Source organism: Gryllotalpicola sp. (assembly GCF_027352875.1).
Lineage (GTDB): Bacteria > Actinomycetota > Actinomycetes > Actinomycetales > Microbacteriaceae > Gryllotalpicola.
Genome location: NZ_DAIEII010000002.1, coordinates 16,384 through 33,880 on the forward strand (window position 1 = coordinate 16,384; position 17,497 = coordinate 33,880).

At 69.3% G+C, this 17,497-nt stretch carries 19 protein-coding genes; 3 read left to right on the forward strand and 16 right to left on the reverse strand.

The window, feature by feature from the left end; genetic code table 11:
* Positions 1 to 68 precede the first annotated feature (68 nt).
* From M7D61_RS00165 to aroA, 12 genes are all read right to left on the reverse strand, one after another.
* Positions 69 to 392 (reverse strand): DUF2469 family protein, encoded by a 324-nt coding sequence (locus tag M7D61_RS00165; protein ID WP_298226359.1) that lies wholly within the window; start codon positions 390 to 392, stop codon positions 69 to 71.
* 10 nt (positions 393 to 402) lie between these two features.
* A complete protein-coding gene (locus M7D61_RS00170) occupies positions 403 to 1,035 on the reverse strand; it encodes a ribonuclease HII (protein WP_298226361.1) in 633 nt (210 codons plus the stop codon).
* Positions 1,032 to 1,784: a signal peptidase I gene (gene lepB, locus M7D61_RS00175; RefSeq protein WP_298226364.1), complete on the reverse strand. Its 753-nt coding sequence runs from the start codon at positions 1,782 to 1,784 to the stop codon at positions 1,032 to 1,034. The genes M7D61_RS00170 and lepB overlap by 4 nt, the downstream gene beginning before the upstream one ends.
* A gap of 34 nt (positions 1,785 to 1,818) precedes the next feature.
* Positions 1,819 to 2,166, reverse strand: coding sequence for a 50S ribosomal protein L19 (gene rplS, locus M7D61_RS00180; protein ID WP_298226366.1), 348 nt, complete (start codon positions 2,164 to 2,166; stop codon positions 1,819 to 1,821).
* Between the two features lie 113 nt (positions 2,167 to 2,279).
* Positions 2,280 to 2,981, reverse strand: coding sequence for a tRNA (guanosine(37)-N1)-methyltransferase TrmD (gene trmD, locus M7D61_RS00185; protein WP_298226368.1), 702 nt, complete (start codon positions 2,979 to 2,981; stop codon positions 2,280 to 2,282).
* Positions 2,982 to 2,990: 9 nt separating this feature from the next.
* Entirely contained in the window at positions 2,991 to 3,539 is a 549-nt protein-coding gene (gene rimM, locus M7D61_RS00190; protein WP_298226370.1) for a ribosome maturation factor RimM, read from the reverse strand.
* Positions 3,539 to 3,775 carry an RNA-binding protein gene (locus M7D61_RS00195; RefSeq protein ID WP_298226372.1) on the reverse strand — a complete coding sequence of 79 codons (237 nt, stop codon included), beginning with the start codon at positions 3,773 to 3,775 and terminating at the stop codon, positions 3,539 to 3,541. Before M7D61_RS00195 ends, rimM begins: the two co-directional genes overlap by 1 nt.
* Positions 3,776 to 3,787: 12 nt before the next feature.
* Positions 3,788 to 4,390 (reverse strand): 30S ribosomal protein S16, encoded by a 603-nt coding sequence (gene rpsP / locus M7D61_RS00200; protein ID WP_298226375.1) that lies wholly within the window; start codon positions 4,388 to 4,390, stop codon positions 3,788 to 3,790.
* Positions 4,391 to 4,535: 145 nt separating this feature from the next.
* Positions 4,536 to 6,581, reverse strand: a complete 2,046-nt coding sequence (locus tag M7D61_RS00205; protein WP_298226377.1) for an FAD-dependent oxidoreductase — start codon at positions 6,579 to 6,581, stop codon at positions 4,536 to 4,538.
* Positions 6,582 to 6,614: 33 nt separating this feature from the next.
* Positions 6,615 to 7,442 (reverse strand): SDR family oxidoreductase, encoded by an 828-nt coding sequence (locus M7D61_RS00210; protein ID WP_298226379.1) that lies wholly within the window; start codon positions 7,440 to 7,442, stop codon positions 6,615 to 6,617.
* A complete protein-coding gene (locus M7D61_RS00215; protein WP_298226381.1) occupies positions 7,436 to 8,614 on the reverse strand; it encodes an acyl-CoA dehydrogenase family protein in 1,179 nt (392 codons plus the stop codon). The genes M7D61_RS00210 and M7D61_RS00215 overlap by 7 nt, the downstream gene beginning before the upstream one ends.
* 34 nt (positions 8,615 to 8,648) lie before the next feature.
* On the reverse strand, positions 8,649 to 11,735 hold the full coding sequence (gene aroA, locus M7D61_RS00220; protein WP_298226383.1) for a 3-phosphoshikimate 1-carboxyvinyltransferase: 3,087 nt from the start codon (positions 11,733 to 11,735) through the stop codon (positions 8,649 to 8,651).
* 96 nt (positions 11,736 to 11,831) lie between these two features.
* Between aroA and M7D61_RS00225 the strand changes: the two genes are divergently transcribed.
* The 3 genes from M7D61_RS00225 to M7D61_RS00235 are packed head-to-tail and all read left to right on the forward strand — an operon-like array spanning position 11,832 to position 13,007.
* The gene (locus M7D61_RS00225; RefSeq protein ID WP_298226385.1) at positions 11,832 to 12,278 is read left to right on the forward strand and encodes a hypothetical protein; all 447 of its coding nucleotides are present in this window, start codon (positions 11,832 to 11,834) and stop codon (positions 12,276 to 12,278) included.
* Entirely contained in the window at positions 12,275 to 12,577 is a 303-nt protein-coding gene (locus M7D61_RS00230; protein ID WP_298226387.1) for a hypothetical protein, read from the forward strand. The genes M7D61_RS00225 and M7D61_RS00230 overlap by 4 nt, the downstream gene beginning before the upstream one ends.
* 10 nt (positions 12,578 to 12,587) lie before the next feature.
* On the forward strand, positions 12,588 to 13,007 hold the full coding sequence (locus M7D61_RS00235) for a hypothetical protein (protein WP_298226390.1): 420 nt from the start codon (positions 12,588 to 12,590) through the stop codon (positions 13,005 to 13,007).
* Between the two features lie 12 nt (positions 13,008 to 13,019).
* On the opposite strand, the gene ffh is transcribed toward M7D61_RS00235, so the two are convergent.
* From ffh to M7D61_RS00255, 4 genes are all read right to left on the reverse strand, one after another.
* Entirely contained in the window at positions 13,020 to 14,573 is a 1,554-nt protein-coding gene (gene ffh / locus M7D61_RS00240) for a signal recognition particle protein (protein WP_298226392.1), read from the reverse strand.
* Positions 14,574 to 14,620: 47 nt separating this feature from the next.
* Entirely contained in the window at positions 14,621 to 15,373 is a 753-nt protein-coding gene (locus M7D61_RS00245) for a sulfite exporter TauE/SafE family protein (protein ID WP_298226393.1), read from the reverse strand.
* A 40-nt stretch (positions 15,374 to 15,413) separates the two neighbouring features.
* Entirely contained in the window at positions 15,414 to 16,280 is an 867-nt protein-coding gene (gene ftsY / locus M7D61_RS00250; RefSeq protein ID WP_298226394.1) for a signal recognition particle-docking protein FtsY, read from the reverse strand.
* 110 nt (positions 16,281 to 16,390) lie between these two features.
* Positions 16,391 to 17,497, reverse strand: a 1,107-nt coding sequence (locus tag M7D61_RS00255; RefSeq protein ID WP_298226396.1) for an AAA family ATPase, incomplete at its 5' end; no start/stop codon positions are given.

Sequence of the window (17,497 nt, forward strand, 5' to 3'; positions counted from 1 at the left end):
GCCGGAACCGGCCCGGCAGCCTCGTCCGCAGTTCGGTCGCCCTCGCTGTGGAGGAAGACTGGCTGCCGCTACTCGTCGAGCGCGAGTTCCTTGGGCAGCTCGAACTCCTTGGTGGAGAGCTCCTCGATGTTGACGTCCTTGAAGGTGAGGATGCGCACCGACTTCACGAAGCGATCCGCGCGGTAGACGTCCCACACCCACACATCGTGGAGGGTGAGCTCGAAGTAGAAGTCGTGCTCGGTGTCGCGCCGCACGAACTCGACCTCGTTGGCGAGATAGAAGCGCCGCTCGGTCTCGACCACGTACTTGAACTGGCTGACGACATCGCGGTACTCGCGGTAGAGTGCCAGTTCGACCTCGCGGTCGTAGTCGTCGAATTCGTCCTCGTCCATCGCGTGAAGTCTATGCCGAGTGCAGCCACGTCAGCCGGTGCTGATCGCTCGGCCCGTGCGCGGCGATCGCCTCGAAATGCGCCGCGGCACCATAGCCCTTGTTGCCGGCCCAACCATAGTGCGGCGCGGCGTCGTGCAGCGCTGTCATGAGGGAATCCCGGTGCACCTTCGCGATGACGGATGCCGCAGCCACCGCCGCACAGGTCTGATCGGCCTTCACGCGCGCAGTCACCGGCACCGCACCCGCGATGGCGGCCGTCAGCCAGTCGTGCGCCCCGTCGAGCAGCACCACCGCGGCCCCGACCGCCGCGCCTGATGCGTGCAGCGTCCCGAGCGCTCGCGAGCCTGCAAGACCCAGCGCCGCGACGATCCCCAGCGCGTCGACCTCGGCGGCGGATGCCTCCCCGACGGCACTGTGCCGTGCCCAGCGGCGGCAGGCGGGCTCCAGCCGCTCGCGGGCCTTCGCGGTGAGCAGCTTCGAGTCGCGCAATCCCGCCGGGAACGGCCCGACCCCGGAATCCACCACGGTCATGCCGACGACGACAGGCCCCGCGATGGCGCCGCGACCGACCTCGTCGCATCCGATGACGACCGGGAACCGCCTCAGCAGCTCCGCCTCGAGCGCGAAATCGGGGACGATCACTTCTGCTTCGCGTCGGGAACGTCGGCGAAAACCTCGGGGTAGTCGCCGAGGACCGTCCAGCGGCCCAGCGGCCACGAGATCACGACGGCGCGTCCGACGACGGCGGACTCCGGCACGAACCCCTTGCCCGGCAGGTCCTGGTTGAGACTCGAGTCGCGGGAGTTGTAGCGGTTGTCGCCCATCACCCAGAGCTCGCCGGCCGGCACCGTGACGTTGAAGCGCACGGTCGCCGCGTCGACCTCGCCGGGTGGGATCGTGATGTACGGCTCCTTGATGGGCACGCCGTTGACCGCAATCTGGCCGAGCGCGGTGCAGCACACCACATGGTCGCCGGGCAGGCCGATGACGCGCTTGACGAGGTGGTTGTCGCTGTCGGCCGCCGAGAGCCCGATGAAGGTGAGGAAGTCGTCCAACGGAGTCGACGTGCGCTTCTGCAGCGACGGGTCGCCGTGCAGCCAGCCGCCCGGGTCGGTGAACACGACGACGTCCCCGCGATGCAGCGGCACCGCCGTGGGCGCCAGTTCGTTGACGATGATCCGGTCGTTGATCTGCAGCGTCGTCTCCATCGATCCGGACGGGATGTAGAACGACCGGATGAGGAACGTCTTGATGAGGAACGAGACCAGCAGCGCAACGACGAAGATGACGAGGATGTCGAGCAGGAACCGCCCGACGCTCCGGCTGCGTCGGCGGGCCGAGACGCTCGGCGCCTCGCTCTCAGGGAGCGGGACGGACCCGGTGTCGGTCATGCACTCAGCGTAGGAAGACGAAGCAGCGGACGGCCTACGCCTCGCGCTTCTCCTTGATCTTCGCCTTCTTGCCGCGCAGCTCGCGAAGGTAGTAGAGCTTCGCACGGCGCACGTCGCCCCGGGTGACGACCTCGATCTTGTCGATGATCGGCGAGTGCACCGGGAACGTGCGCTCGACGCCGACCTGGAAGCTCACCTTGCGGACGGTGAAGGTCTCGCGCACGCCCTCGCCCGAGCGGCCGATGACGATGCCCTGGAAGATCTGAACACGAGCGCGGTTGCCTTCGACGATGTTGACGTGCACCTTGACGGTGTCGCCGGGGCGGAAGGCGGGAATGTCGGACTTGAGGGATGCGGCATCCACGGAGTCGAGGATGTTCATGGATCGCTGCGCTCTCTGCGCCAGCCACAGGTCGGACGCGGTTTAGTGAAGAAGAGGAAGGTCGGCCGTCTTGACACGGCTCCCCTGTGGCAGGGCCGCACGCGGCACAAGGGTCAATTCTGCCATCCCGGACGCCGGCCCAGCAAATCAGGCCGCACCGTCCGGGTGCGCTCGAGCTGCTGCGCCCGCCGCCACTTCGCGATCTCGCCGTGATTGCCGCTGAGCAGCACCGGCGGCACCTCGAAGCCGCGCCATTCCTGCGGCTTGGTGTAACTCGGGTATTCGAGCAGGCCGTCCTCATGGGATTCCTCGACGAGGCTCTCGGGATTACCGACGACGCCCGGGATGAGTCGCCCGATCGCCTCGATCATCGCCATCGCGGCGACCTCGCCGCCGTTGAGCACGTAGTCGCCGAGACTGACGAGGCGCACCCGGGCGCGGCGCGCGGTGTCGTCGAACACGCGCTGGTCGATGCCCTCGTAGCGCCCGCACCCGAAGACGAGGTGGTGCTCCCCGGCCAGCTCGCGAGCCATCGCCTGGGTGAAGACGTCGCCTGCCGGCGACGGGAAGATGACGAGCGGGTCGGCGCCGCCGAGGATGGCGTCGAACGCCTCGCCCCACGGCTCCGGCTTCATCACCATGCCCGCGCCGCCGCCGTACGGGGTGTCGTCGACCGTGCGGTGCCTGTCGTGTGTGAAATCCCTCAGGTCGTGGATCTCGACGTCGATCACGCCCGTCTCGCGGGCCTTGCCGAGCAGCGAGAGATCGAGCACATCGAAGTACGACGGAAAGATCGTCACGACGTCGATGCGCATGACGTGAGCCTAGAGTTCCTCGTCCTCGATGTCCTCGAAAAGGCCGAAGGGCGGCGTGATGGTGACGATGCCGTTCTCGACATCGACACTGGGCACTATCGCCGTCACGAAGGGGACGAGGACTTCGCGGCCCCCCGCATCGACGGCGAGCAGGTCCTGGGCGGGAAGGTGGTCGACACGGGCGACCGTGCCCACGTCCACCCCGTCGCGGACGACGGTGAGGCCGACGAGCTGGTGGTCGTACCAGGCGTCGGGTTCGGTGCTGTCGTCCTGATCGACCCAGAGGATCGCCTTGACGAGGGATTCCGCCTCGTCGCGGTCGTCGACGCCGTCGAAGAACCCGACGGGGTGACCGTTGTACCAGCGCAGCTCGGTGAGCGTGAGGCTCTTGCCGTGCCACTTCGATGTGGTCGGGACCTGGAGCGAGAACTCGGCTCCCGGGGCGAAGCGGCGTTCCGGGTCATCGGTGTAGAGCTCGAGCTTGAGGGCGCCCTTGAGCCCGTGGGCCTTGGTGAGGCGGCCGACTCGGACCTGCTGACGGGGCCTGCTGCCCGCCATCACTCGTCGGTGTCGACGACGTCGACGCGCACCGTGCGGTCGCCCGCGAGGGCGCCGATCACGGTCCGGAGGCTGCGTGCAGTGCGGCCGCTGCGGCCGATGACGCGGCCGAGGTCCTCGGGGTTCACCCGAACCTCGAGGACCTGGCCGCGCCCGGAACTCGATGCCGTGACCGTCACATCACCGGGGTTCTCGACGATCCCCTTGACGAGGTGCGCGAGCGCGGAGTCGAGCATGGAACGGATCGCCTACTCGGCGTCGGCTGCGTCGACAGCCTCAGCGTCGGTCTCAGTCGCCTCGATCGCGGCCTCGGCCTCGACGGGCGGGTTGCCCTCTTCTTCGAAGTCGGCAACGGCGGCGGCCTCCGCGACCGGCCCGGCAGCGGCCGGCGCCTCGACGGCCTCGATCTCGGCAGCGGCCTCGACGGCCGGGTTGCCCTCTTCCTCGAAGTCGGCAACGGCCTCGGCCTCGGCCGCGGCGGGCGCAACCTTCACCGGCGCCTCGGCCTTGGGCCTGAGAACCGGCTTCTTCTTCTCGTCGACGGCGAACGCGGCCTTCGCCTCCGGGAGGAGGACCCTGCTCTCGATCTCCTTCTCGCCCTTGAACTTCGCCCAGTCGCCCGTGAGCTTGAGCAGCGCCGCGACCTGCTCGGTCGGCTGCGCGCCGACGCCGAGCCAGTACTGGGCACGGTCGGAGTTCACCTCGATGAGCGAGGGGTGCTCGGTCGGGTGGTACTTGCCGATCTCCTCGATGACCCGGCCATCGCGCTTGGTGCGCGAGTCGGCGACGACGATGCGGTAGTAGGGGGCACGGATCTTGCCCAGGCGCTTCAAGCGGATTTTGACAGCCACAGTTCTCCTGTTTGTCCTCACAGTGGATTGCGACGTGACCGGCTCGGTGGTGGGGGTACACGCCGGGCCGGGAAGTCTGATGGGTGGATTCCGCTGCTGGATAGAGGGTCGAGCGGCGTGATCCGAACGCCAAGACTACCAGAGGCTATCGGGTGATCGCCCGGGCGGCTGCAAGTCCCTCGCCGGTGGCGCGGACGGCGTCGACCTTCGAGGCATCCCTCGCCCCGCCGACGAGTTCGTAGCGGATGCCGCGCGCCGCGATCTCGGTCTCGAGCGGGTTGTTGCGCTCCTGGCCGGCGCAGATGACGACCGTCTCGCCCGGCACGAGCTCGATTCTGCCGTCGGCGTGCGCGATCTCGACCCCGGCTGCGGTGATGCGCCGGTAGTCGAGGTCGGAGAGCATCGTGACGCCGGCATCCCTGAGATTGCTGAGCGCCACCCAGCGCAAGGTGATGCCGATCCCGTCGCCGAGCTTCCCGCTGCGGCGCATCACGGTGACCAGAGAGCCGCTCCGAGGGCGCGCCAGGGCGCGCGTGGGCCGCGAGCGGGCGAACTCGGCGGCGCCCTCGACGCCGTAGCGCGCCGCGAAGGCATCCGCCCGGCGCTTCTCGTCGGCCTCCTCGACGAGGAATGCGGCGGTGTCGACGCCGATGCCGCCGCCGCCGATGATGGCGACGGTTCCGGCGGGGATGCCGCGGGTGAGGGCCGTTTCATAGTCGAGCACATGGGGCAGGTCGGCGCCCTCGATGGCGACCGCGCGCGGCCGGACGCCGGTGGCGAGAACCACCCCGTCGAAGCCGGCGAGGTCCTCGGCGGCCGGACTCGTGCCGGTGAGGATCGCCGCGCCCGCGGCCCGGAGCCGCTTCTCGGCGGAGCGCACGGTGAGCAGGTAGTCCTCTTTGCCGGGGATCCGCGCCGCGAGAGAGAACTGGCCGCCGAGGTGATCGCGTGCCTCGAAGAGCGTCACGTCGTGGCCGCGTTTCGCGAGGTCGTCGGCAGCGGCGAGGCCGGCGGGTCCGCCGCCCACGACGGCGATGCGCCGCCGCCTCTCGAGCGACACCGGGAACCGGACCTCGCGGCCCGCACGCGGGTTGACGAGGCAGGAGACCGGCTGGAACGTCAGCGACCGGTCGAGGCAGGCCTGGTCGCAGCCGATACAGCTGTTGACGAGCGAGTGCTCCCCCGCGAACGACCGCGCGACCAGCGCCGGGTCGGCGAGGAACGGACGCGCGAGGGCCACCGCGTCGACATGGCCGCGCTCGAGCACGGACTCGGCGTCGCGGAGGTCGGTGATGCGGTTCGAGGCGATGACCGGCACCTCGGGGTAGAGCGGTGCGAGCAGGTCGGCGATGCGCTCGGCCGTGGCCACCCAGGCGCCCTTCGGCACGGCGAGCTGCACCGTCGGCACCGTCGACTCGTGCCATCCCACGCCTACGCTGAGCGCGTCGACGCCGAGGGCGGCCAGCGCGAGCGCGAACTCGGCGGAGTCCTCGGGGCTCGTGCCGCCGGGCATGAGGTCGTCGCCGGAGACGCGCACGGTGACGGGGAACCCGTCGCCCACTGCGGCGCGGACGGCCGCGTAGACGAGGGCGGGGAACGCGCGGCGGCGCGGGCCGTCGCCGCCGTAGGCATCGGTGCGCAGATTGGTGCGGGGCGACAGGAACTGGTTGAGGAGGTAGCCCTCGCTCGCCATGATCTCGACCCCGTCGAAGCCGGCCGCCTTCGCCGCCTCGGCCGCGTCGCCGAAGGCGGCGGCCGTCTGGGCGATCTCGACCTCGGCGAGGGCGCGGGGCACCTCGCCCCGTGCGGCCCGCCACGGCACCGGCGAGGGCGCGACCGCCTGCCATGCGCCGCCCGTGACGGCGTAGCGGCCGGCATGGAAGAGTTGGGCGAAGATGCGGCCGCCGGCGTCGTGCACGGCATCCGTCACTCGATGCAGGCGGGTCCGCACGGCGTCGTCGGTGAGCACCGCGTAGTCGACGCCGCCGCGACCCTCGGCGTTGACGGCGAGCCCGCCCGTGATGATGAGCGCGGCCCCGCCCTCGGCGCGCTCGCGGTAGAACGCGGCCAGCGCCTCTCCCCCGTCGTCGAGGGTTTCCAGGCCGATGTGCATGCTGCCCATGACGACACGGTGGGGAAGCTCCAGCGCGCCGATGCGCCACGGAGTCGTCAAGCGGGGCAGGTCGGACATCGCTCTGGTTTCGATACGCGGCGTCACGGCTGCTCAGTGCGTGGGCGGGAAGACGGCATCGTGCAATGCGCCGGTGGTGTCCGACCAGAACGGCGGGGCGATGATGGTGAGGCCGCCGTCGACGACGAGCACCTGGCCGGTGATGTATCCGGCCTTCTCGCTGAGGAGGAACTGTGCCGCGTCCGCCATCTCGTCGGCGGTCCCCGGACGCTGCAGCGGCAGCTTCTCGAGCACCGATGAGATCGGCGCCATGCCCGGCACCTTGTTGTAGAAGTAGTCGAGCGAGTCCGTGTCGATGAGGCCGCCGTTCACCGCGTTGACGGTGATCCCCCGCGGGCCGAACTCGACCGCCATGAACTTCATGTACTGCTCCGCCATCGCCTTGGCGGCGCCGAGGGCCGCGTAGGTCGCGAAGGCGCGCAGCGATCCGTAGCTCGAGATGTAGACGATACGGCCGCCGGCGGCCGGCATCCGCTTCGCCGCGGCCTGCGCGCCGAGCACGAAGGAGCGCGCATTCATCGCGTAGCTGCGGTCGAGGTGGTGGAGCTTGAGCTCGCTGACCGGCTTGAACGCCGCCGCCGCCGCGTTGGCGACGAAGGCGTCGACGTGGTCGTAGTGCTCGTCGACCACCGCGAACAGCGCGTCGATGCCATCCGGCGTCTCGATGTCGGCCTGCGCGACGACGCCGCCGCCGCCGGCCGCCGTGACATCGGCGAGGGATTCCGCGGCGAGGTCGGCGTTGCCCTTGTAGTTGACGACGACGTGCGCGCCCTCGGCGCCGAGCTTCTGCGCGAGCAGGCGGCCGATGCCGCGCGAGGCGCCGGTGATGACGACGACCCTCGGAGCCGGGTTCTCTACCACGTCAGGGATCCTTCCAATTTCGCATCGCCCGTGATCGCGCCGCGCGCGACGACGAGCTTCTGGATTTCGTTCGTGCCCTCTTCGAAGCGCTGCGCGCGGGCGTCGCGGTAGACGCGCTCGATGGGGTTCTTCTTCCAGTAGCCGCGGCCGCCGAAGACCTGCAAGGCGTTGTCGGTGACGACGGTGAGCATCTCGACGGCGATCATCTTGGATGCGCTGGAGAGCACGCCGGCATCCGGCGCCTCGTTCTCGTATGCGCGCGCGGCCTGGATGATGAGCGACTTCGCCGCCGCGATGCGCGCGTAGTTCTCGCCGAGGTAGAACTGGATCGCCTGGCGCGTCGCGAGCGGCTTACCGAAGGTCACGCGCTCCTTCGCGTACTCGATAGCGAGCTCCTGAGCGCGCTCGGCGAGGCCGACCGCGCTCATCGCCACCGAGACGCGGCTGGGCAGCAGGAATCCGCCGAGGGCGACGTCGAGGCCCTCGCCCTCCTCGCCGAGCCGGTACTTCGCGTCGACGCGGACGTCGTCGAACCTCAGGATCGCGTGGTCGGTGCCGGTGACGCCCATCGTCGCCGAGTCGTCGACGACCTCGGCGCCCGGCAGGCGGTTCGGCATGAGGAACGCCACGGTGCCGTCGTTTCCGGTCGAGCCCTCCAAGCGCGCGGCGATGAGGAGGTAGTCGGCTTTGACGCCGAAGGTGATGAGGTGCTTCACGCCGTTCATCACGTACGCGTCGCCCTCGCGGCGCACCGAGGTCGTGATGTCGGCACCCGTGCCGTTGTCGGGCTCGGTGAGCGTGAAGGCGACGAGCACATCGCCGGCGATCGAGGGCTTGACGATGTTCTCGAGCTGCCATTCGGTCGCATACGGAGCCATGGCGCGCCAGGTGCCGTTGATGACGTGGACGAGCATGCGGATCGAGCCGTGCGAGTGGCTGATGAGCTCCATGATCTCGAGGTAGCGGCTGAACGGGATGCCCCGACCGCCGAGCTCGACGGGCGCCGCGAGGCTGAACCAGCCGTTGCCCTTGAGCTCGTCGTAGAGTTCGCGCGGCACCTCGCCGGTCTCCTCGATCGTGTTCGCCCAGTCCTCGCCTGGGCCCCTGACCCAGGCGTCGACCTCGGCCTTGAGCTGGGCGAACGCCTGCTCGTCGACAGCAGCGACAGCCATCCGTTCTCCTGTTCGGTTCAGCGCGACAGCGCGCTCACTGGGTAGCGGCGAGCCCGGCGGCCCGCTCGCGCAGCACGTTCTTCTGGATCTTGCCGACGACGTTGCGCGGCAGTTCGTCAAGGTATTCGAGACGTTCGGGCCAGTAATACTTCGACACCCCGGCACCCGCCAGGTAATCCTGCATCGCCGCGAACGCCAACGGCGAATCGGGCCTGGCCGAAACGACGAAGGCGCAGGCGCGCTCGCCGAGGCGCGCATCGGGCATTGCGACGATCGCGACGTCGGCGACGAGCGGATGCTGGTAGAGCAGGTTCTCGATCTCGACAACGGGGATCTTCTCGCCGCCGCGGTTGACGACGTCCTTGACGCGGCCGGTGATGTGCAGGAACCCGTTGCCGTCGAGCGTCGCGAGGTCGCCGGTCTTGTACCAGCCGTCGGCAGTGAAGACGTCGACGGTGAGGTCGGGGCGCTCCAGGTAGCCGCCGAACATCGTCGGCGAGCTGAGTTCGAAGTTGCCTTCCCGGCCCGCCGGCACGGCAGAGCCCTCGTCGTCGACGATGCGGATGCGGACGCCCTCCAGCGCCTTGCCGTCGCTGCCCCAGGCGAACTCGGCCGGGTCGTCGGGCGAGGCGAGCGCGCCGAGGCACGTCTCGGTGGTGCCGAAGGCGCCGAGGATGACGGTGTCGAGGACGCCGGCCGCGCGCTGCGCGAGAGCCCGCGGCACGGCGGCGCCGGTCGGCACGAAGATCCGCAGGGATTCCGGCTTCGGCTTGCCGCCCTCGACGAGCGCGACGAGGTCGGTGAGGAACGGCGTCGCCGCCTGCACGAAGGTCGCCTTCGCCTGGCCGAACGCCTGGTCGAGGGCTACCTCGCCGTTCCAGATGGGCTGGATGACGCTCGCGACGCCGAGGCGCCAGGCGAGCAGCATCCCGTAGAGGAAGCCGGTCTGGTGCGCGAGCGGGCTCGGGATGTAGATACGGTCGGAGGCGTTCAGGCCGCTCTGGCGCACGTGCATCGCCGTGGCGAGGCCGAGGGTGCGGTACGGGTGCTGCACGCCTTTGGGTTCGCCGGTCGTGCCGGAGGTGAAGAGCAGCTGGCAGATGTCGTCGTCGGACGGCATCCTCGAGTTGATGAGCGCGAGATCGGGCGTCATGGAGGCGAGCGTGGGGCGGAAGTAGCGCCACGACCACTCCGACGCGGCGGGGCTCGCGAGGACGCGGTCCGGGATCGGGGACGCGCTCAGCCCCGGCTTGCCCTCGCGCAACTCGGATTCGAGCACGATGACGTGCTCGAGATTCAGTCGGCGGCGCTGCTGGGCGGCCTCGTCGATGACGTCGACAAGCTCGGCGGCGGCGTTGCGACCGCGGAAGCTGTTCGGCAGGAACAGCACGCGGGCACGCGAGCGCGAGAGGGTCATCGCGGTCTCGCGGGGGCCGAAGACGGGCATGATCGGCGTGACCACGGCGCCGATCTGCATCGCCCCCAGTGCGATCGGCTCGAACTCGGCCCAGTTGGGCAGCTGGATGCCGACCGCCTCACCCTTCTCGACGCCGAGCTCGAGGAGCAGCTGCGAGACCCGGTCGGCCTGCTCCTGCAGCTCGCCCCAGGTCATCGTGACGGGCGCCGCGCCGCCGACCTCGATGACGGCAGGCTCGTCGGCCTTGAGCACCGCGTAGCGGCGCACGGCGATCGGCAGCACGAGCGGGTCGGCGGTGGTGACGACGCCTGCGGTGGGGGTCGGCGCGACGGGCACCTCGAACTCGTCGTCTTCGGCAGTGGACATCGGGACGTCGACGTCGATGTCGAGGCCGATGCCGTTCATCTGCTCGAGGAACGTCGGATACGAAATGCGGTACGCGCGCGGGTAGGTGAGCGAGGTGGTGCCCTCGGCGCGGGTGCCGGCGATCGCGAGGGACATGAGCACGCGGTGGTCGTTGAACGACGACAGCGCCGCGCCGACCAGTCGCGAGTTGCCGATGCCGTCGATGTGGAGCGCGGTGGGCTCCTGCTGCACCGAGCCGCCCATCTTGTTGAGCTGCAGCATGGCCGCCACCCGGTCGGACTCCTTGAGGCGGATGTGGCCGACGTTGCGCAGGTGCGAGGTGCCGGTGGCGAAGTTCGCCATGACCGACAGGATCGGCAGCAGGTCGGGGATCGGCGTCGCGTCGATGTCGAAGGGCTTGAGGTCGAGCCCGTCGTGCTTGATGCGCATCCAGCCCGTCTTCGGGTCGATCGTCATGGGGACGCCCATCGCGGCGGCGATGTCGAGGAATTCCGCCTCGGGGTGGTCCACCTCGGCGGTCGTCGTCGCGGCCAATCCCTCGAAGAGAACGTCGCTGGGGTGCAGCGCCGCCGCCGCGACGCCGAAGGCCGCCGACCCGATGTCGGCGGGGATCGTGTAGTCGGCCGCGGTCGCGGTCTGGTCCGGCGGGATGACGTAGGTGAGCCAGTCGTCGGAGATGGCGACCTCGAGGCCCCAGTGGCGCATCATCCGCACGGTGAGCTCGACATAGGGCTGCTCGTTGAGGTGGCCGCCAGTGACGTGGACGGTGGTCTGCTCGGTCGCGAACGGCGCGAGCAGCAGCAGGCCGCTGATCCACTGCGAGAGCGTGCCCGCGATGAAGACGTCGCCGCCGCGCGGCTCGCCGGGCTGCACGGTGATCGGCGGGCAGTCGTTGGTGGCCTCGTACTCGACGCCCATCTCGCCGAGGGCGGTGAGGAGCGCTTTGATGGGGCGGCGGCGGAAGTACTTCATGCCGGTGAGGGTCGTGGGCCGGTCGCTGAGGGCCGCGAGGCCCGTCATGAAGTAGAGCGTGGTGCCTGAGGAGCCGACGTTGAGGAGCCCGGCCTCGCCGTCGGACCCGCGCTCCTTGCGCGGGACGCCGTGGTAGCGGCCGCCGGTGACGAGGTAGCCGGAATCCGTCACCTCGATCCCGGTGCCGAGCGCACGCAGCACCGAGATCGTCCACTCGACCTGGCGGGTGGTCGAGATGCCGGTAATGACGCTGGTGCCGGGCGCGAGCGAGGCGAGCACGAGGGCGCGGTGCGCGTGGTACTTCGAGACCGGGATCTCAAGCTTTCCGGTCAGTCGTGTGGACGTTCCGCGCGAGATCAACTGCACGTCGCTCACGCTACCTGCGGATGCGTGCCCCTGGCGGCATGAAAACGCCTATCGACCGAAGAGCTTGCGCACCGCCTCGAGATCGGGAACCGGAACTTGCTCAGATCCAGCAGACAGCGCGAATGCGGCTATCGAGGCCATGGCAAGGTAGTAAATAAAAGTCACTATTTCTTGCAATTTGCCATATTTTGGTTGCATCTTGCTCAATACCTTGGGAATTTACGGGAGGGCATCATGCGGGTTTCAGGCAAAGTCGATTTCGCATCGCAAACAAAGGTCAAGTCATTTCGTTGGGTCGCAGGGATTTTCTCCGCGACAGCGTTAGCGCTGGGTGCGTGCTTCAGCGCCGGGGCAGCAGCAGCGGATGAGCCGACGCCGGACCCTTCGGTCCAATACGACCCTGCCGAGGTCAACCAAGCCCTCATCGACGCCGCCAACGGTATCGACGTGACGAAGCGTCATATCGACACTGTCCCCGGCACTCAGAGGACGACCGGAACCGTGGCGCCGTTGAATACAGGGCACGGAAAAACCATTACGTGACGTCTATATCCTCCAGCGACGTATACGGCAACGTGACGCTACGCGGGAATGCTGTCGGCCTGCCGAACCCCAAGACGAATCACTATTACCTCGTGGGTGTCGTCCTCATCAACGGGAGTGTCAGCGCAAGCACAGGGCCAGTGAATATCCAGCACTCAACTTCTGGATCCTTGGGGAACTGGGAGGCCTGCATGGCCAAGGGCGTGGTTGTCGGGTACGAGGTCGGACTTCTCAATGCAACCAAGACACAGGACATCGACACTGCGACCTCCGCGATCGTTTCAGGTTATCCGGACTAGTTTCAGACCCATGGGCGCCACGCTTGACGGGCTTGCGGTGAGTCTGATCGACGACCGGGACGGCGAGATCGGCTTCCGCCTCGACTACCCAGACACGCCTGCCTTCCGCGAGTTGCACCGCATCTGGCACGAGGCAATGGAGCGCGCAGAGCCGCCAGAGGAGCAGCCGATCGAAGCGTTCGTGCGCGGGTGGCGGGCCGAGCTGCACAGCGGAGACGGAACCGTGGTGAGGCATCGCTGGCGCCTGACGGGCGGAACCGGAACCGAGCGGGCGGTCGAGTGGTGGTTCATCCGTCCCGAGACCTCTTCGGGTGAGACGCTCCGATTCGAGGTCTTCGGCCCGTCGAGCGCGTCTGCGCCGCTGCTCGTCCTCGAGTTCGACCCGGGGGCATTCGACGACGCGAAGGTCGGCAGCGAGACGCGGCCCTGAGCGCTCCCCGGACTAGCGGCCGAACAGCTTGCGGACCTCGTCGAGATCCGGGACGCCTTGATTCTTCTGGGATCCGAGGCCGAAGCCGGTGCCGGCCGGGCCTTGCGACACGCCGGGCTTGACGCCGGCCGCCAGAGCCGCGTTCTCGGCAGCGCGCTTGGCCGGGTTGCCCGACTTCGACTTCCTCGCCTGCTGCTGCTTGGGACGGCCGACGTAGCCCGCACCGGGGATGGGAGCCATGCCCGGAACGTTCGGCACGCCGCCCTTGGCGACCGTCTTCATCATCTTCGACGCCTGCTCGAAACGGGTGATGAGCTGGTTGACCTCGGTGACCGTCATCCCCGCCCCCCTGGCGATGCGCAGCCGGCGCGAGCCGTTGAGCAGCTTGTGGTTGCGGCGCTCAGCCGGGGTCATCGACTGGATGATCGCCTCGGTGCGCGTGATCTCGCGCTCATCGAACTTGTCGAGCTGCTGGCGCATCTTGCCCGCGCCGGGAAGCATGCCGAGCATGCCCTTGAGGGAGCCCATGTTCTTGAGCTGCTGCATCTGAGTGAGGAAGTCCTCGAGCGTGAAGCTGTCGGTCGCGAACTTCTCAGCGGTCTTGCGCGCCTCGTCCTCGTCGAAGGCGGACTGCGCCTGCTCGATGAGGGTGAGGATGTCGCCGAGGTCGAGGATGCGGCTCGCCATCCGGTCGGGGTGGAACGGCTCGAAGTCGTCGAGGCCCTCACCGGTGGAGGCGAACATGATGGGCCGACCGGTGACGGATGCCACGCTGAGCGCCGCGCCGCCGCGCGCGTCGCCGTCGAGCTTCGACAGCACGACGCCGGTGAAGTCGACGCCGTCCTGGAAGGCCTTGGCGGTGTTGACGGCGTCCTGGCCGATCATCGCGTCGATGACGAAGAGCACCTCGTCGGGGTCGGTCGCCTTGCGGATGTCGGCGGCCTGCTTCATCATCTCGGTGTCGACGCCGAGGCGGCCGGCGGTGTCGATGATGACCGTGTCGTAGAGCTTTCGTTTCGCCTCGGCGACGCCGCCCTTGGCGACCTTGACCGGGTTGCCCACGCCGTTGCCGGGCTCCGGCGCGTAGACGGGAACGCCCGCCTGCTCGCCGACGACCTGCAGCTGCTGCACCGCGTTCGGGCGCTGCAGGTCGGAGGCCACGAGCATCGGGGTGTGGCCCTCCTTCTTGAGCCATTTGGCGAGCTTGCCCGCGAGGGTCGTCTTGCCGGCGCCCTGAAGGCCCGCGAGCATGATGACGGTCGGCGGCGTCTTGGCGAACTGCAGGCGGCGCTGCTCGCCGCCGAGGATCACGACGAGCTCCTCGTTGACGATCTGGACGACCTGCTGGGCCGGGTTGAGGGCGCGGTTGACGTCGTCGCCGAGGGCGCGCTCGCGCACCTTGGCGGTGAAGTCCTTGACGACGTCGAGCGAGACATCCGCCTCGAGCAGGGCGCGCCGGATCTCGCGCACCGTGCCGTCGACGTCGCTCGCCGAGAGCTTGCCCTTGGTGCGGAGGTTCTTGAGGGCCTCGGTGAGACGGTCGGAGAGGGAGCCGAAGATCGCCATGATGGGGCAATTCTACGGTCGGCGGATCGACAGGCTCCGCACTGCGGTCAGAGGCGGATCAGCAGCCAGAGCGCCAGCGCGAAACCGCAGACCGCGACGAGGATCCGGAGCACGTCCGGGCGGATGCGCCGCGCCACGGGCGGGCCGATGAGGCCGCCGACGAGGGCCCCGACGCCGAGCGGCCACACGGCGCTCCACAGCACAGTGCCCGTCAGCACGAAGACGACCGCGGGCAGCACGTCGGCGGCGACGAGGATGACGTTCTTCAGCGCGTTCGCCCGCTGCAGCACCGGCTCGGTAGTGAGCATGAGCAGGGCGATCATGAGGATGCCGGAGCCCGCGCCGAAATAGCCGTTGTACAGCGCGACTCCCGCGCCGAACGCGCCCGCGGCGAGCGTGCCGACGGCATGCCCTCGGCGGGACTGCCACGCCGCGATCTGCGGCTGCAGCAGCAGCACGAGCGCGCCGGTCGCCACGAGGAAGGGCACGATGCGATCGAAGACCGACGCCGGGGTCGTCACGAGCAGTATCGCCCCGGCGAGCGAGAAGACGACGGCGAGAGGCATCCAGCGCCGCAGTGTGCGTCCGTGACCCGCCAGCTCGAGCCGGGATTGCAGCGACGAGCCGAGCCCGCTGCCGAGCAGTGCGACCGCGTTCGTCACATTGGCGGTGAACGGCGGGATGCCGACGGCGAGCAGCGCCGGATAGGCCACCAGCGAGGTGATGCCGCCCGCAGTGCCCACGATGCCCCCGACGACGCCGGCGAGGAAGAGGAACGCCCATCCGGGCGCGCCGATCACCCGCCGACCCCGTCGAGCCCGGCAACGGTTACGACCACGGTCACCCGACGAGCTGCTGGGCGAAGACGTGCGGAGTGAAGCCGGTGAGGTCGCCGACGCCCTCGCCCTGGCCGACGAGCTTGATGGGCAGACCGGTCTGCCGCTGCACGGCGAGGACGAAACCGCCCTTCGCCGATCCGTCGAGCTTGGTGAGGACGAGGCCTGTCACGCCGGCGTGCTCGATGAACGCCTGCGCCTGTGCGAGCCCGTTCTGACCGGTCGTCGCGTCGAGGACGAGCAGCACCTCGGCGATCGGGCCCTGCTTCTCGACGACGCGCCTGATCTTGCCGAGTTCGTCCATGAGCCCGCCCTTGGTGTGCAGGCGGCCCGCCGTGTCGATGATGACGATGTCGGTGCCGTGGGCCTTGGCGTACTCGACGGTCTGGTAGGCGACGGATGCCGGGTCCTGGCCGGCCGCCTGCGGGCGCACGATCTCGGCGCCCGCCCGTTCGGCCCACGTCGCGAGCTGGTCGACGGCGGCGGCGCGAAACGTGTCGGCGGCACCGACGACGACCGTGCGGCCGTAGCCGCGCAGGAATTTCGCGAACTTGCCGATGGTCGTCGTCTTGCCGACGCCGTTGACGCCGACGACGAGCACGACGGCGGGACGGTCGCTGAGCGTCAGAGTCGTGTCGAAGGCCGCGAGGCGCTCCTCGATGCCTTCGCGGAGCATGCGCTGCAGATCGGCGGGATCCGTGGTGCGGTAGCGCGCTACCTTCTCGCGCAGCTCCTCGACGACCTCGTCGGCGAGCGCGGGGCCGAAGTCGGCCCCGATGAGCGCGGCCTCGAGGTCATCCCAGGTGTCATCGTCGATGGTCTTCTTGGCGAAGAGCCCGCGCAGCGCGCCGGAGAGGGAGAACGAGGCCACGACGCAAGCCTACGAGCGAGCATCCTGGTCGGGTCGGCAGTCGCGCACGGTGCTGCCCGCACCCACCGTGCGCAATCGCCGGTCGGGCGGCGTGACGATCGACCGGCTCGTCACGCCTGGCCGACCGCCACACGCTGGCCGACGACGGCGCTGACGCCGTCCTGGCGCATCGAGACGCCGTAGAGGGCGTCCGCGATCTCCATGGTGCGCTTCTGGTGCGTGACGACGATGAGCTGGCTGTTCTCGCTGAGGCGCTCGAAGACCGCGAGCAGGCGGCCGAGGTTGGCGTCGTCGAGCGCGGCCTCGACCTCGTCGAGGATGTAGAACGGGCTCGGCCGGGCGGTGAAGATCGCGACGAGGAGGGCCACCGCCGCGAGCGAGCGCTCGCCGCCCGAAAGCAGCGAGAGGCGCTCGATCCTCTTGCCCGCGGGCCGGACCGTGACCTCGACGCCGGAGGTGAGCAGGTCGTCGGGATTCGTCAGGGCGATCGAGCCGGTGCCGCCGGGGAAGAGCAGGGGGAAGATCTCGCCGAAGGCGGCTTGCGTGTCCTCGAACGCCGATCGGAAGACGGCGAGCATCGTCTGGTCGAGCTCGTCGATGATGGTGAGCAGATCCCTGCGGGTCTGCTCAAGATCGACGAGCTGCTCGGTGAGGAAGGCGTGGCGCTGCTCGAGGGCGGCGAACTCCTCGAGGGCGAGCGGGTTCACCCGGCCGAGCTGCTGAAGGGCACGATCAGCCTTCTCGAAGCGGCGCTGCTGCTCGGCGCGGTCGAACGGGTACGGCTCGCGGCCTTCCCCGTCGGCGGGCACGGGCACCTCGGGCCCGTACTCGGCGACGAGGACATCCTCGTCGAGGGCGAGGTCGGCCGCAGCCCGCTCCAGAAGACCGGAGAGGTGGAGCCTGCGCTCGTAGATCTGCAGCTCGATGCCGTGCACGTCCTCGCTGAGCGCCTGGAGGCGCTCGCGGACCTCGGATTCCTCGCGGCGCAGCTTTAGGAGCTCGTCGTTCCGGCCCGCCCGGGCGGCCTCGGCGAGGGTGAGCGCGGAGCGGGCCTCGGCGAGCGAGCGGTCGACGGAATCGAGCACGGCGGGCAGCGCCTCGGCGACCCGGCCGGCCGCCTCGAGCTGGTGGCGGCGGAGGACGGCGCGGCGCGCGGCCTCCTCGGCGGCGGACTGCTCGGCGCGGTGGCGCGCGGCGAGCTGCTCGGCGCGCCGGAT

Excerpts from the sequence above, each read along its gene's own strand:
- rimM (WP_298226370.1), bottom strand. The coding sequence starts at position 3,539 with ATGGCGGGCAGCAGGCCCCGTCAGCAGGTCCGAGTCGGCCGCCTCACC.
- M7D61_RS00195 (WP_298226372.1), bottom strand. The coding sequence starts at position 3,775 with ATGCTCGACTCCGCGCTCGCGCACCTCGTCAAGGGGATCGTCGAGAAC.
- M7D61_RS00205 (WP_298226377.1), bottom strand. The coding sequence starts at position 6,581 with ATGTCCGACCTGCCCCGCTTGACGACTCCGTGGCGCATCGGCGCGCTG.
- M7D61_RS00215 (WP_298226381.1), bottom strand. The coding sequence starts at position 8,614 with ATGGCTGTCGCTGCTGTCGACGAGCAGGCGTTCGCCCAGCTCAAGGCC.
- trmD (WP_298226368.1), bottom strand. The coding sequence starts at position 2,981 with ATGCGCATCGACGTCGTGACGATCTTTCCGTCGTACTTCGATGTGCTC.
- ffh (WP_298226392.1), bottom strand. The coding sequence starts at position 14,573 with ATGGCGATCTTCGGCTCCCTCTCCGACCGTCTCACCGAGGCCCTCAAG.
- lepB (WP_298226364.1), bottom strand. The coding sequence starts at position 1,784 with ATGACCGACACCGGGTCCGTCCCGCTCCCTGAGAGCGAGGCGCCGAGC.
- rplS (WP_298226366.1), bottom strand. The coding sequence starts at position 2,166 with ATGAACATCCTCGACTCCGTGGATGCCGCATCCCTCAAGTCCGACATT.
- M7D61_RS00235 (WP_298226390.1), top strand. The coding sequence starts at position 12,588 with ATGGGCGCCACGCTTGACGGGCTTGCGGTGAGTCTGATCGACGACCGG.
- M7D61_RS00165 (WP_298226359.1), bottom strand. The coding sequence starts at position 392 with ATGGACGAGGACGAATTCGACGACTACGACCGCGAGGTCGAACTGGCA.